Annotated in this window: 12 protein-coding genes; 5 read left to right on the top strand and 7 right to left on the bottom strand. The window is 68.4% G+C overall.

Going from position 1 to position 13,331, the window contains the following annotated elements; translation table 11 throughout:
- Positions 1-5 precede the first annotated feature (5 nt).
- The 4 genes from K226_RS0100750 to dapF form a co-directional block, all read right to left on the bottom strand.
- Positions 6-1,241: a class I SAM-dependent rRNA methyltransferase gene (locus K226_RS0100750; RefSeq protein ID WP_024812964.1), complete on the bottom strand. Its 1,236-nt coding sequence runs from the start codon at positions 1,239-1,241 to the stop codon at positions 6-8.
- A gap of 61 nt (positions 1,242-1,302) precedes the next feature.
- Positions 1,303-2,274, bottom strand: coding sequence for a tyrosine recombinase XerC (locus K226_RS0100755; protein WP_024812965.1), 972 nt, complete (start codon positions 2,272-2,274; stop codon positions 1,303-1,305).
- A gap of 129 nt (positions 2,275-2,403) precedes the next feature.
- Positions 2,404-3,099, bottom strand: a complete 696-nt coding sequence (locus K226_RS0100760; RefSeq protein WP_024812966.1) for a DUF484 family protein — start codon at positions 3,097-3,099, stop codon at positions 2,404-2,406.
- Complete coding sequence (gene dapF / locus K226_RS0100765) at positions 3,096-3,974, bottom strand: diaminopimelate epimerase (protein WP_024812967.1); 879 nt, start codon at positions 3,972-3,974, stop codon at positions 3,096-3,098. The genes K226_RS0100760 and dapF overlap by 4 nt, the downstream gene beginning before the upstream one ends.
- Before the next feature lie 115 nt (positions 3,975-4,089).
- On the opposite strand from dapF, the gene K226_RS0100770 reads away from it, so the two are divergent.
- Positions 4,090-4,794 (top strand): glutathione S-transferase N-terminal domain-containing protein, encoded by a 705-nt coding sequence (locus K226_RS0100770; RefSeq protein ID WP_024812968.1) that lies wholly within the window; start codon positions 4,090-4,092, stop codon positions 4,792-4,794.
- 261 nt (positions 4,795-5,055) lie between these two features.
- Here the strand turns inward: K226_RS0100770 and K226_RS0100775 are convergent, their stop codons facing one another.
- Together K226_RS0100775 and K226_RS0100780 are read right to left on the bottom strand one after the other, a co-directional pair.
- Positions 5,056-6,048, bottom strand: a complete 993-nt coding sequence (locus tag K226_RS0100775) for a Bug family tripartite tricarboxylate transporter substrate binding protein (RefSeq protein WP_024812969.1) — start codon at positions 6,046-6,048, stop codon at positions 5,056-5,058.
- A gap of 65 nt (positions 6,049-6,113) precedes the next feature.
- Positions 6,114-6,701, bottom strand: a complete 588-nt coding sequence (locus tag K226_RS0100780) for a MarR family winged helix-turn-helix transcriptional regulator (protein WP_024812970.1) — start codon at positions 6,699-6,701, stop codon at positions 6,114-6,116.
- A gap of 59 nt (positions 6,702-6,760) precedes the next feature.
- Here K226_RS0100780 and K226_RS0100785 point away from each other — a divergent pair, with 59 nt between their 5' ends.
- Positions 6,761-8,026 carry a flavin-dependent oxidoreductase gene (locus K226_RS0100785; protein ID WP_024812971.1) on the top strand — a complete coding sequence of 422 codons (1,266 nt, stop codon included), beginning with the start codon at positions 6,761-6,763 and terminating at the stop codon, positions 8,024-8,026.
- 211 nt (positions 8,027-8,237) lie between these two features.
- On the opposite strand, the gene K226_RS18560 is transcribed toward K226_RS0100785, so the two are convergent.
- Entirely contained in the window at positions 8,238-9,305 is a 1,068-nt protein-coding gene (locus K226_RS18560; RefSeq protein ID WP_155886483.1) for a metallophosphoesterase, read from the bottom strand.
- A 59-nt stretch (positions 9,306-9,364) separates the two neighbouring features.
- On the opposite strand from K226_RS18560, the gene K226_RS0100795 reads away from it, so the two are divergent.
- From K226_RS0100795 to K226_RS0100805, 3 genes are all read left to right on the top strand, one after another.
- The gene (locus K226_RS0100795; RefSeq protein WP_024812973.1) at positions 9,365-11,062 is read left to right on the top strand and encodes an MBL fold metallo-hydrolase; all 1,698 of its coding nucleotides are present in this window, start codon (positions 9,365-9,367) and stop codon (positions 11,060-11,062) included.
- 33 nt (positions 11,063-11,095) lie between these two features.
- Positions 11,096-11,881 (top strand): rRNA pseudouridine synthase, encoded by a 786-nt coding sequence (locus K226_RS0100800; protein WP_024812974.1) that lies wholly within the window; start codon positions 11,096-11,098, stop codon positions 11,879-11,881.
- A gap of 166 nt (positions 11,882-12,047) precedes the next feature.
- Complete coding sequence (locus K226_RS0100805; protein ID WP_024812975.1) at positions 12,048-13,310, top strand: YjgN family protein; 1,263 nt, start codon at positions 12,048-12,050, stop codon at positions 13,308-13,310.
- The last annotated feature ends 21 nt before the right edge of the window (positions 13,311-13,331 follow it).

Below are 13,331 nucleotides of genomic sequence, written 5' to 3' on the forward strand. Positions count from 1 at the left end.
CTCCGTCAGCCCTTGCGCATCACCACCAGGCCCTTGAGGTATTCGCCCTCGGGAAACTCCAGCGTCATCGGATGGTCGGGCGCGCCGCCCAGGCGCTCCAGGATGTAGCCGTCCACCCCGGCATCGGCGCCTGCCGACGCCACGATTTTGTGGAACAGGTCGGCGCTGATGCCGCCTGAGCACGAAAACGTGAACAGCACCCCGCCCGGCGTCAGCAGTTGCAGCGCCAGCCGGTTGATGTCCTTGTAGGCCCGCGCGGCGCGGTCGGCATGGGCGGCGGTGGGGGCAAACTTGGGCGGGTCGAGCACGATGGCATCAAAACGCTGCCCCTCCTTGAGAAACTGGCGCAGCGAGGCGTTCACATCGGCATCCATGAAACTCGCCCGGTTCACGTCAAAACCATTGAGCGCCACATGCGCCCGTGCGCGCTCCAGCGCCGGGCCGGATGAATCGATCGAGACCACCTGACCACCCGGCGCGCCGCCTTCTGCCTCGGCAGCGCGCATGCCCGCCAGCGCGGCCACGCTGAAGCCGCCGGTGTAGCAAAAGCAGTTGAGCACGCGCTGAAAACCCAGGCGCCGGGCGTAGTCGGCAAAGCGCTTGCGGCTGTCGCGCTGGTCCAGATAAAAACCGGTCTTGTGGCCCTCTGCAATGTTGAGGGTGAGCTGCCACTGGTGCTCATGAATGGTCAGCTCCACGGGCGGCGCCTCGCCCCCGGCTACCGGCCCGCCGCGCAGCCAGCCCGTGGCGGGCTCCAGGCCTTCCAGGGCGCGCACGCTGGCGTCCGAGCGCTCGTACAGGCGGGTGAGGCCCGTTGCCTGGAGCAGTGCGTCCGCAATCACCGCCTTCCAGCGCTCGGTGCCCGCGCTGGTGAACTGCGCCACCAGCGTGTCGCCATAGCGGTCCACGATCAGGCCGGGCAGGCCATCCGATTCGCCGTGCACCAGCCGCACGCCATCACTTTGCACATCAAAACGGGTTCTAGCGCTTATAGAACGTGCGCAAGCAGCTATGAAAAACGGAGCATCAATGCGCTGCGCTTCGTCAAAGCTCCACACCCGCGCACGGATGCGCGACGCAGGGCTGAACGCCGCCCAGGCCAAAAACTGCCCCTCATGCGACTCCACGCGCACGGTCTCGCCACTGTCGCCACTGCCTTTGGCGATGGCGCTTTCAAAGATCCAGGGGTGGCGGCGCTGCAGCGAGCGCTCTTTGCCGGGGCGTAGACGGAGGGTTTTCATGGGGCAATTGTCGGTGGTTTGCGCCCGGCCATGCCACCCCGCCCCGGCGCTGTGTCTGCGATTACTTGCGCCGCGCCCGCGGGTGCGCCGCGTCATACACCTTGGCCAGGTGCTGAAAATCGAGCCGCGTGTAGACCTGCGTGGTAGTGATGTTGGCATGGCCCAGCAGCTCTTGCACGGCGCGCAGGTCGCCGCTGCTTTGCAGCAGGTGGCTGGCAAACGAGTGGCGCAGCATGTGCGGGTGCACGGGCGTGGTCAGGCCCGCCTGCTGGCTGCGCTGGCGCAGGCGCAGCCAGATCGACTGGGCCGTGAGGCGCGCACCGCGCTGGCCCACGAACAAGGCCCCATCGAGCCGCGCCGATCCCTCACCGCCAAACGGCGTGGCGCGCAGCGCCAGCCAGGCCTGCAGTGCCGCCACGGCGGCGCGGCCTACAGGCACGCTGCGGCGCTTGCTGCCTTTGCCGAACACATGGGCCTCGCAGGCCTGCAGGTCGATCCAGCCGCGGCCGTGGCGCTGGGTGTCGGGGCCGGGCACGGCATCCAGCCCCACCAGCTCACCCACGCGCAGGCCGCAGCCGTACAGCAGCTCGACCATGGCGGCATCGCGCGCCTCCAGCCAGGGGTCGGCGCCGGCGTGGTCAAACTCGGCCAGGCGCACGGCGTCGTCCACGCCCAGCGCCTTGGGCAGGGGCTTGGGTGCCTTGGGCGCACGCACGTCCTGCACGGGGTTGTGGGCCATCAGGCCCTGCCGGCCGGCCCAGGTGAAAAAACCGCGCCAGCCCGACAGGATGAGCGCAATACCGCGCCCGCTGCGCCCTGCGCTGTGCATCTGGGCCACAAAGCGGCGGATGTGCGCTGTCTGCAATTGCAGCAACGGCACATTCACGCCCGCCGCCAGCTGCGCAAGCCGCTCCAGATCAAGGGTGTAGAGCGTGAGGGTGCGCGCGGCCAGGCGCTTTTCGAAGCGCGCATGGTCCAGGTACCGCTGCACATCGGGATCGGCAGGGAGCGGCGTGGCTGGTGCTTCAGGCATGGGCTCAGTGCCCGTAAAGCGGCATTGGGCGCCCCAAATCCGCCACGGCACCGCACTGCAGCAAGGTGCGTACCGGGCCGCTGGTGGCGCCGGCCCGGGGGGGCCGCGCGAAGTGCCGCAGAGGGGAGTTCACCGCAAGCGCATCAGTGCGGCGCTGGCCAGCTCGGCCAGGCGCGTCAGAAATTCGGTGCCCATGGTGGCGTCAAAACGCTGCGGGTCGGGCGAGCCCAGCACCAGCAGGCCAAAGGCTGGCGTGGCGCTGTCCACGGCGCCCTCGCGCAACGGCAGCAGGGCCAGCGACTGGGCGGCCTCAACGTCGCCGTGCGCCAGCCAGGCCGCAGGCTCGAAACCCAGGTTGGGGCCGCAAAACGGCATGGTCAGCGAGGTGGCAAAGGCCCTCGAATCCTCGCTGGCGCCCTGGGTGAAATCGGCGTCAATATACGGACCCGCCACACCCCACACCCGCACGGCAGCCTGCGGCACATCGAACAGGGTTTGCAGGCCGTCCACCAGGGCGTGGGGCAGGTCCATGGGGTCACGCACCTGCAGCAGGGCACCTGTCCATTGGTGCACCTTGGCGGCGATGGCCGCATTCTCGTGGCTGTGGCGCACCATTTCCATGATGCGCAGCTCCAGCCCCTTGATCTTCTCGCGCAGCATTTCGGCCTGGCGTTCTTGCAGGCTCACGGCGCGGGCTCCGTGCGGGCTGGTGATCTGCACGCTGGCCAGCACCTCGGCGTGGCGCTCGAAGAATCCGGGCGTCTGGGTGAGGAACTGGGCGATGTCGTCTTCGGTGATCGGTGGGATGTGGGAGCTGGTGGTCATGGCGTGTCAGGGAGTTCGATCTGGCCTTCAAATACCGAAGTGGCCGGGCCAGTCATGAAAACGGAGTCGGCCTCCTGGCCGCTCCAGGCGATGGTGAGCAGGCCGCCGCGCGTTTGCACGTCTACCTGCGCGTCAAGCAGCCCCAGGCGTACGCCCGCTGCCACGGCGGCACAGGCGCCGGTGCCGCAGGCCAGGGTTTCGCCCGCGCCGCGCTCGAACACACGCAGGCGCACATGGCTGCGATCCACGATCTGCAGGTAACCGGCATTCACCCGCTTTGGAAAGCGCGGGTGCGATTCGATCAGCGGGCCGGTCTGGGCCACGGGCGCGGTGTCCACATCGGGCACCAGTTGCACGGCGTGTGGATTGCCCATGGACACAACCGCTATCAAAATAGAAGCATTTTGCGCATATCCAGCAAGCGCTAGAAGCCATTTTTGCCCTGAACCCTGCGCCACGGGCGTGAGGCCGGTCGCGTCAAAGGGCACCAGCGCGGCATCGAACACCGGGCGGCCCATGTCCACCGTCACGCGGCCGTCGGGCGTGAGCCGGGGCGCAATCACGCCGGCCAGCGTCTGCACGCGGATGGTGTCCTTGGCGGTCAGGCCCTTGTCATGCACATAGCGCGCAAAGCAGCGCGCACCGTTGCCGCACTGCTCCACCTCGCCGCCGTCGGCGTTGTGGATCACATATTCGAAATCGATGCCTTCGGCCGGCGAGGGCCGCACGGTGAGGATCTGGTCGGCACCCACGCCAAAGTGGCGGTCGGCCAGCAGGCGGTAGTGCGCCGGTGTCAGGCCCAGGCGGCCCTGGGTTTCGTCGAGCACCACGAAATCGTTGCCCGCGCCCTGCATTTTGGTGAAGCGAATCTTCATGGGCCGGATTATCGTCGGTGGGCTGCCAATCACCTCGGCCAGCGCCGGTTTCGCTGCCGGGCTAGGCTTGGGCTCTTTCGGCACCGCTGTGGCCGCCACCCGCCAGGACTCCTTCATGCCCGATCTTTCCGCCTTTGCCATCACCCACAAATGGCCCGCCCGGCACCCCGAGCGCATCCAGCTGTATTCGCTGCCCACGCCCAACGGCGTGAAGGTATCGATTGCGCTGGAAGAACTGGGCCTGCGCTACGAGCCGCATCTGGTGCGCTTTGAGACCAACGACCAGACCTCACCCGAGTTCCTGTCGCTCAACCCCAACAACAAGATCCCCGCCATCCTCGACCCCAACGGCCCCGGCGGCCAGCCGCTGGCGTTGTTCGAGTCAGGCGCCATCCTGCTGTATCTGGCCGAGAAAACCGGCCGGCTGATGCCACAAGACGCCGTGGCGCGCTACCACACCATCCAGTGGCTGATGTGGCAGATGGGCGGCCTGGGCCCCATGTTTGGCCAGCTGGGCTTCTTTCACAAGTTTGCCGGCAAGGACTTTGAGGACAAGCGCCCACGCGACCGCTACGTGGCCGAATCGAAGCGCCTGCTGGGTGTGCTGGAGCAGCGCCTGACGGGCCGCCGCTGGGTGATGGGCGAGGACTACACCATCGCCGACATCGCCATCTTCCCGTGGGTGCGCAACCTGGTGGGTTTTTATGGCGCGGGCGAGCTGGTGGAGATCGAGCGCTTCCCGCAGGTGCAGCGGGCGCTGGCGGCGTTTGTGGAGCGGCCTGCCGCGCAGCGTGGCCTGGCCGTGCCCAGCCAGGGCTGAGCTCTCCAGGTCGCCGGGCAAGGTTCAGCCTAGAAACCGCAGTTGACCGCTTTGTTTCCCTTGCCAGACCGCATGAAATCAACGTTTCAAGGCTTCGATGGTGTTCACCTGATGGGTGAACGCTATGCACCCGCCAGCACCGCGCTCAGGGCGCCATGCGGCGTTGCGCCTCCTTGCGGGCAGGAGCCCGCGGCGTCGTCGCGCCTTGCCTGACGCCCCGATCACGGCACCGCCGGGCGCATCCAACTGCCGTTTCTAGGCTCAGTCGTCCGACGAAAAACCGGACGCGGCCACCACCGGCGCCCAGCGGTCGCGCTCCTGCGCGAGCTGGCGCGCATAGTCATCCGGGCCCGAGGCAATGGGCTCGAAACCCAGCTTGGCCAGGGTCTCGATCACGGCAGGGTCTTTCACGGCGGCGGGTGCCTGCTCGGCCAGCCGCTCTACCTGCGCGGCCGGGGTGCGCGCAGGCAGGAACAGGCCGTAGCTCTCCACACCCTGGATACCGGCAAAGCCCTGCTCCTCGAACGTGGGCACCTCGGGCAAAAAACGCGAGCGGCGCGCATCTGTCACGCCCAGCACCCGCACCCGGCCAGAGGGCAAATGCGGCAGGCAGTCGCCCACGCTGAAGCACCCCGAGGCCACCTGCCCACCCATCAGGTCCTGCAGGCCCGGGGCTGCGCCGCGGTAGGGCAGGTGCGTGAGCGCAACGCCCGCTGCCCGCGCAAACTGGTTGCCCAGGAAGTGCGGCATGGCCCCGGCGGCTGGTGACGCATAGCCCTGCGGCTCGGGCTGGGCCTTGGCCCAGTCGGCAAACTGGCGCAGCGTGCGCACCGATTCGGGCACTTTGGGCCCGACCATGAAGCCGCAGGTGGACAGCGCCACGGGCGACACCGCGATCGCATCCGTGGCCGGCTGGTACTGCAGGCGCTTGAACACATGCGGGTAGATGGTGAACATCGACGAGGGACTGAGCAGCATGGTCAGCCCGTCGGGCGCTGCATCCCTGAGCGTGGTCACGGCGATGCGGCCGCCCGCGCCCACCTTTTGCTCCACCACCACGGTGCCCAGCCGTGGGCGCCAGGTTTCCGCCAGGCGGCGCGCCGTGGCGTCCACCGAGCCCCCGGCCGGAAAGCCGACCAGGATGCGGGGCGTGCCCGTCTGGGCACGGGCGCCGAGCCCGGCAGAGGCAAGAGCGGCCACGCCCAGTGCGCGGCCCAGGTTCCAGCCGAGCTGGCGGCGGTTGATCGGATGCATGCAGGGGTCTCCTTGTGGGGGTTTTCAGGGGGGGGTAACAAACCAAGAGGGGCGAACGCCGTTGCTCACCCGGACGGTGGCATGGGGGTGGCGAGTGCATTGGCGGCAGCAGCCAGCCGGTCGAGCAGGCGGCGCAACTGCGGCCCCTCGTCGCCCAGCGCGGCCAGCAGCGCCTCGTCGTGGGTCCGCACCTGGGCGGTCACGCTCTCCAGCAGCGCCAGGCCGGCCGGGGTGGGGTGAACAGTCCAGGAGCGGCGGTCCAGAGGATCGTCGGCACGCTGCACCCAGCCTTGCTCGCATAGCCAGTCGGTCAGACGCATGCCGCCACTGCGGTGCAGGCCCATGGCGTCGGCCAGCAGGCCCTGGCGCAGGCCCGGGTTCTGCGCCACCAGCACCAGGGCCGCAAAGCGCTGCGGGCTCACATCCGCACGGTCCACGCTGCGTTGAAAGTGCAGGTACAGGGCGTTCTGCGCCCGGCGCAGCGCGTAGCCCAGCAACTCGTCGAGCACGCCATAAGCCAGGCCGGGCAGCGGCCGCAGCTCGGCCTGGGCCCAGTCGGCTGGCGGGGCGCAGCGCGCGGGCCTGGCGGCAGCGGAACGGCCCGCAGGCGCACTGGACTGGGGTTTGCGACGGCTTGCATTTTTTTGTTGCATAGCGCAACAATATCGGTGAAATTTGATGTGCGTCAACCCCAAAAACCCGGAGACACCCTATGAACCCCTCCCGCTCCATCGTTGTGGCCGGCGGCGGCATCGGCGGCCTGACGGCGGCCCTGGCCCTGGCCGCGCACGGCCACCACGTCACGGTGTGCGAAGCCGCCGTTCAGCCGCGCCCGCTGGGCGTGGGCATCAACCTGCTGCCGCATGCGGTGCGCGTGCTGGCGGGCCTGGGTCTGTTGCCCGCGCTGGAAGCCATGGCCGTGCCCACGCGCGCGCTGGTGTTCGCCAACCGGCACGGGCAAACCATCTACGAAGACCTGCGTGGCCTGGCTGCGGGCAGCAGCCATCCGCAGCTCAGCATTCACCGCGGTCACCTGCAGATGCGCCTATGGGACGAGGCCGCGCAGCGCCTGGGCCCGGCCCAGGTGCGCACCGGCGAGCGCGTGGTGGCCGCGCGCGAAACAGCCAACGGCGCGGTGGCCGAGATCCTGCACGCCGACGGCACGCGCAGCGAGCGGGCCTGCGACATCCTGGTGGGGGCCGACGGCATCCACTCGGCGCTGCGCCAGCAGTTTTACCCCGACGAGGGGGCCCCGCGCTGGAACGGCATGATGATGTGGCGCGGCACCACGCTGGCGCGGCCCTTTCTGGACGGCCGCACCATGGTGCAGGCCGGTCACCGGCGGGCGAAATTCGTGGTCTACCCGATCGAGCCGGTGCGCCCAGACGGCCTGCAGCGCATCAACTGGATCTGCGACCGCCGCCTGCGCGAAGACGGGTTTGGCGGCGGCCTCACGGCCCCCAGCCGCGAGGACTGGAGCAAGCCCGGCTCGCTGGACGACCTGCTGCCCACTTTCGGCAGCTGGCGCTTTGCCTGGCTCGACGTGCCCGGACTGATCCGCGCGGCCGAGCAGATCCTCGAATGGCCCATGGTGGACCGCGACCCCCTGCCGCGCTGGCGCCATGGCCACACCACGCTGCTGGGCGATGCGGCGCACCCGATGTACCCCATCGGCTCGAACGGTGCGACGCAGGCCATTCTGGACGCAGCCGCGCTGGCCGATGCGCTGGACGGCCATGCCAGCATCACCGCCGCGCTGAATGCCTATGAGGCCGCCCGCCTGCCCATGACGCGCGACATCGTCGCCATGAACCGCCGCGAGGGGCTGGACGCGATCCTTGACATGGTGGAAGAAGCTGCGCCCGAAGGCTTTGCGCACATCGAAGACGTGACCGACCCGCGCGTGCTGGCCGAATGGGTGCAGGCCTACAAGAGGGCCGCAGGCCACCAGGTGGCCCGCCCGCAAGCCGCCCACTGAGCAACCGCCTTGGAAGGCAAGCGCAATGGTGCGCTGGATCACAAGTGGAGCGATGCGTAGCTATCGCGTCAAGCATCGTCAGCAGTTTGCGCATGCAGGGCATGAGCGCGACCTTGTTGCACTTGCCGGCGGCCAGTGAGTGCTCGACGCTTTTATGGTCCGGCCTGCCGTGCGGCGCGGGCTGGTCCTACCCGCGCGGGACTGAGAAAACTCACTCGAGCAGCAGCACATCGATGCGCGGCACCACGGCCAGCCGCGCAGGCAGGCCGATGGTGCCGATGCCCCCAGTGACGAACAACGGACCCGCCTGCGTGGTGTACAGGCCCTCAAACCAGCCCTGCGCGCTCATGCCCGGCAGCACCAGTTGGCGCGTGACCCAGGGCAACATGATCTGGCCGCCGTGCGTGTGGCCGCTGACCACCAGGCTGGCGCTGCCCGCTGGGAGCAGTGCTGCCGTGTCGGGCTGATGGGCCAGCACCAGCCGGGGCACCGTGGGCGTGCCCGGTGGCAGCAGCCGGGCCATCTCGCCACGCGGCTCCCCGCCCCACAGGTCGCTCAGGCCCATCACATCCCAACCCTGAAATTGCAGGCGCCGGCCATCCAGCACCTGCACGCCGTGGTCCTGCAATGCCTGGCGCAGCGCCTGTGCCAGCGGTGGCCCGGGCGCCCCGGTATCGTGGTTGCCCAGCACGCCCCACACCGGGTGGCGCAGCCGGGAAAACGGCTGCAGCAGCGCATGCAGGTCGCGCGGCGGGTCGTACGTCCAGTCGCCAGCCACCACCACGGCATCCACGTCCAGCGCATTGAGCCGGTCGACCAGCCGCTCAATCTGCCAGCCCCGCACGAACAGGCCCGCATGCACATCGGCCACCAGCGCCAGCCGCAGCGGCGGCAGCTTTGCGGGCGTCTGCAGGTGCAGCCGGTGTTCGCGCACGGTCAGCAGGCGCGGCTCCACCAGGCCGCTGTAGCCCACCAAAGCCAGCGCAGCCAGCCACGCCAGCCGCAGCACGCTGCGCCCCGCCGGCTGGCGCAGGCACAGCAGCGCGGCGCCACACCAGGGAATCACCGCCCACACGGCCCAGAAGATCCAGAGCTTGAGCAGCACGACACCTTCGCGCCCGGCATCGATCCAGCGTTCTTCGCGATCCAGCCAGGCCAGCACCACCGACAGCAGCAGCCATGCCCAGCCCACGCCTGCCAGCGCGCGACGCACCTGCGCGGTGCGGGAAGTAAAGGCCGAAGAAAACGGGGATCGATCCATCGTGGGTTGTCGCTTCATCAATGAGGGCGACGCATTGTGCCCGCGCCCCTCCTGCCGCCCTGCCCATAATGCAGTCCATGACACGTCCCAGCCAGCTACTGCACCCCCACCGCGAACCCGTTGCCACCCGCCCCGCCGCCACCGTGCTGCTGCTGCGCGATACGCCGGACAACGGCGGTCTTGAAGTGCTGATGACCCGGCGCTCGGGCACCGCCAGCTTTGCACCCGGCGCCTACGTGTTCCCCGGCGGTGGCATCGACGCGCTCGATGCTTCGCCCGAGACGCACGCCGCCGCCGACCGCCGACCGGCGCAGGGCGACCTGCATCTCACGCAGGCCATTGCCGCCATCCGCGAGAGCTTTGAAGAGCTGGGCGTGCTGCTGGCGCGCCACACCGGTGGCCCCCGCAAAGGGTTGATGGCCGACGCACACGACATTGCCGCCATCGACCGCCACCAGCCCTTTGCTGCACAGTGCACCGCACGCGGCCTGCGTCTGGCGGCCGACAGCGTGTACCTGCTGGCCCACTGGACGGGTGACCGCGACCTGCCCCGGCGCTTTGAGGTGCCTTTTCTCGTGGCCCGCATGCCCGAGGGCCAGGAGCCCGTGGCCGACGAAACCGAGCAGTTCGAGCCCGTGTGGGTGCGCCCGGCCGATGCGCTGGCGCGGCATGAGGCGGGCCAGTTCTTCATGATCTATCCCACCATCCGCACACTGCAGCGGCTGGCAAAGTTTGTCAGCACCCAGGCGGTGCTGGATGCCGTGGCGCACGAACAACCTCTGTGGGTAAGCTGCCCGCGCGCCGGTTTGCTGGGCGGCACGGAAGCGCGCTACATGGAGGACGAGATGCCGTTTGGCGAACTGGCGCTGGTGTGTCCCGACGGGCAGATCGTGCACCCGCTCGACTGGCAGACCGAACGGGCCGTGCCGCTGCTGCGCAACGTGCAGCGCCTCACCGCCCCCAACCCCGGCGTGATGACCGGCCCCGGCACCAACAGCTACCTGGTGGGCGACCCGGCCACCGGCTTCATCGCCATCGACCCCGGCCCGGCCGATGCCGAGCACCTGGACAAACTCTGGCGCGCTGCCGGGGGCGACATCCGCATGATCGTGTGCACCCACTCGCACCCCGACCACTCGCCAGGCGCCGCGCCGCTGCAGGCGCTGTGCGTGCAGGCGGGCCGCGCTGCGCCGCCCATTCTGGGCCTGCCCTCGGCCCCCACCGCACGCGCAGCCAGCGCCTTCACGCCCGACCGGGCGCTACAAAATAATGAGCTGCTGACGCTTATGATAAAAGCGCCAGAGGGCAAAATCACCCACACCCTGCAGGTCATCCATACACCCGGCCACGCGGCCAACCATGTATGCCTGCTGCTGCAGGAAGATGGCCTGCTCTTCAGCGGCGACCACATCCTGAACGGCAGCACCACCGTGATCGACCCGCCCGACGGCAACATGGCCGATTACCTGGATTCGCTGGACCGGCTCGATGCCTTGTGCGCCGAACACAGCGTGGAATTCATCCTGCCGGCCCATGGCCATGTGCTGGGAGGCCCGATCAACGGCGCACGCAGCGCCATTGCCAAGCTCAAGGCCCACCGCCTGGCGCGCGAGGCCAAGGTGCTGGCCGCCATGCAGGCGCTGCCCGATGGCAGCATGGAAGACTGGGTGCAGCACGCGTACGACGACGTACCCCCGCGCATGTGGCCGGTGGCCCAGCGCTCGCTGCTGGCGCACGTAGAACGTATCCGCTCACAGCAGCCCGGCAACAACTGAACAACAAGAACAACACCCAACCGCATTCATTCAATGACCGACAAGAACCCCGACCCCACCCACATCCGCCTGGCCAAGCGCGTGGCCGAACAACTGAACTGCTCGCGCAGCACGGCCGAGCAATTCATCGAAGGCGGCTTTGTGAGCGTGGACGGCCAGGTGGTCGAAGCCCCCGGCGCCCGCGTGCGCCCCGACCAGGCCGTAACGGTGGCGCAAGACGCCAGCCTGCTGGAGCTGACCCCGGTCACGCTGCTGCTGCACAAGCCGGCGGGGTTTGAAGCAGGCCTGGGCGTGCCAGCCGGGCAAGCGGCCCACGCCAGCCGCAGCCAGGGCGCCACCCCGGCCACCACGCTGCTGAATGCGGCATCGCACCTGGGCGGCGATGCCTCGGGCATCCGCGTGCTGCAGCGCCACTTCAAGCAGCTCGAATGCTTCACCCCCCTGCCCACCGAGGCCAGCGGCCTGGTGGTCTACACGCAGGACAAGCGCATTGCGCGCAAGCTGGCCGAAGACATCGAATCGCTGGAGCAGGAGTGCATCGTCGAGGTGAAGGGCAACATCGCACCCAACGGCCTGCAGCGCCTGTGCCACGGCCTCTCATTCAACGGCCGCCCGCTGCCCCCCATCAAGGTGAGCTGGCAAAGCGAGACCAAGCTGCGCTTTGCCCTCAAAGGCATCCGCCCCGGGCAGATTCCGGCCATGTGCGATGCCGTGGGCCTGACAGTGGTGGCCCTCAAGCGCATCCGCATCGGCCGCGTGCCACTGGCCAAGGTGCCCGAGGGGCAGTGGCGCTATCTGCAGCCGTGGGAGCGGTTCTAAGACGTTTTTGGCACATGGCGCCATTGCGCCACTGGGCGACACCATTGCGCAGCACCGTCAAAAACAATAGCTGCAATCGCTTACTCCACAAGCACAAACGCCCATTTTGATGAAGACTTTTTACCACCACCGCTGATACACTGCGCTGCAACTCTGGAGGGAGTTCATGAACCACAACGATTCAGGCAGTGCAGCGCAACTGCCCCCCAACCTGACCCTGCAGAGCATCGAGGCCCATCCCCTGGAATTCACGGGCAGTGGCGGCGAATATTTCCGCGTGTGGATCGTGAATGTGCTGCTGGGCATTCTCACGCTGGGTTTCTACACCCCCTGGGCACGCCGGCGCACGGCCCAGTATTTCTATGACCACAGCATGGTGGTCGGCAGTCCGCTGGAGTTCACTGCGCAGCAGCGCAAGATGGTGATGGGCTTTGTGATGCTGGTGCTGCTCACCGTGGCCTACAACATTGCCGCCGAGTCGGGGCAGGACACGGCGGTGGCGCTGTTTCTGTTGGCTGGCGCGGTGCTGGCGCCCTTCATCTGGGCCAGTGCCATGCGTTTTCGCCTGAGCGCCACGCGCTGGCGCGGTCTGCGCCTGCAGTTCACCGCCAGCTGGCGCGAGGTTTATACCGCCAGCTGGCCGGTGTTTGCCCTGGCGCTGGTGTGGATGGCCCTGGTGTTCGGGCTGCAGGCCCTGGCGCCCGAGGTGGCGCAGGCGGCCCCGGGCCTGGCGGGCGAGAAAGTGCGCAAATCGCTGCCGGCCTTCACCGCGCCCATGGGGGCCTTGCTGGCGCTGGGTCTGGTGCTGTCGTTGCTGTGCATCATTCGCCTTGAATACAACTACAAGAGCCTGCTGGTGCTGCGCGCCCACCTGGGCACCGAGCCGGGCCGCTGGAAGCCCGTGTACATGGATTTCGTCAAGATCTGGCTGGCCACGGTGGCGGTGTTCATCGTATCGGCCCTGGCGATGGGCGCCCTGCTGGCCGCGCTGGCGGGCGGCTCTTTCGCACTGTTCGCCGGCCAGACGCAGCGCATGGGCCTGTGGCTGGTGGTGGTGATTTTTGTGGCCATCGTGGGCGGTATCTTTTTGCTGTTGCTGGCCTCGGCACCGGCCCGCGCCTACCGTGAGGCGCGCATGTTCCAGCTGATGTGGAGCAACGTGGGCGTGAGCCAGGTGGCACGCTTCAAATGCCAGCTGGGCACGGGCCGCTATGTGCTGCTGCGCCTGAAAAACATGCTGCTGACCCTGCTCACCCTGGGCCTGTACCGGCCCTTTGCGCGGGTCAGCGAATACCGCATGAAGTTCGAGTCGGTCACGCTGCACATCAAGGGCGGCGTGGACCAGATCGCCGGCATCCTGGTGCGCCAGCAGCAAGGCGGCCTGGGCGATGCCCTGGCCGATGCCGCTGGGCTGGACCTGATTGGATGATGTCGCGTCCGCCGTCCTCGT

The organism is Acidovorax sp. JHL-3, from assembly GCF_000526295.1.
GTDB classification, from domain to species: Bacteria; Pseudomonadota; Gammaproteobacteria; order Burkholderiales; family Burkholderiaceae_C; genus Acidovorax; species Acidovorax defluvii.

Coding starts and splice junctions, on each gene's coding strand:
- K226_RS0100750 (WP_024812964.1), bottom strand. CDS start 1,241: ATGAAAACCCTCCGTCTACGCCCCGGCAAAGAGCGCTCGCTGCAGCGC.
- K226_RS0100755 (WP_024812965.1), bottom strand. CDS start 2,274: ATGCCTGAAGCACCAGCCACGCCGCTCCCTGCCGATCCCGATGTGCAG.
- K226_RS0100760 (WP_024812966.1), bottom strand. CDS start 3,099: ATGACCACCAGCTCCCACATCCCACCGATCACCGAAGACGACATCGCC.
- dapF (WP_024812967.1), bottom strand. CDS start 3,974: ATGAAGATTCGCTTCACCAAAATGCAGGGCGCGGGCAACGATTTCGTG.
- K226_RS0100770 (WP_024812968.1), top strand. CDS start 4,090: ATGCCCGATCTTTCCGCCTTTGCCATCACCCACAAATGGCCCGCCCGG.
- K226_RS0100775 (WP_024812969.1), bottom strand. CDS start 6,048: ATGCATCCGATCAACCGCCGCCAGCTCGGCTGGAACCTGGGCCGCGCA.
- K226_RS0100780 (WP_024812970.1), bottom strand. CDS start 6,701: ATGCAACAAAAAAATGCAAGCCGTCGCAAACCCCAGTCCAGTGCGCCT.
- K226_RS0100785 (WP_024812971.1), top strand. CDS start 6,761: ATGAACCCCTCCCGCTCCATCGTTGTGGCCGGCGGCGGCATCGGCGGC.
- K226_RS18560 (WP_155886483.1), bottom strand. CDS start 9,305: ATGAAGCGACAACCCACGATGGATCGATCCCCGTTTTCTTCGGCCTTT.
- K226_RS0100795 (WP_024812973.1), top strand. CDS start 9,365: ATGACACGTCCCAGCCAGCTACTGCACCCCCACCGCGAACCCGTTGCC.
- K226_RS0100800 (WP_024812974.1), top strand. CDS start 11,096: ATGACCGACAAGAACCCCGACCCCACCCACATCCGCCTGGCCAAGCGC.
- K226_RS0100805 (WP_024812975.1), top strand. CDS start 12,048: ATGAACCACAACGATTCAGGCAGTGCAGCGCAACTGCCCCCCAACCTG.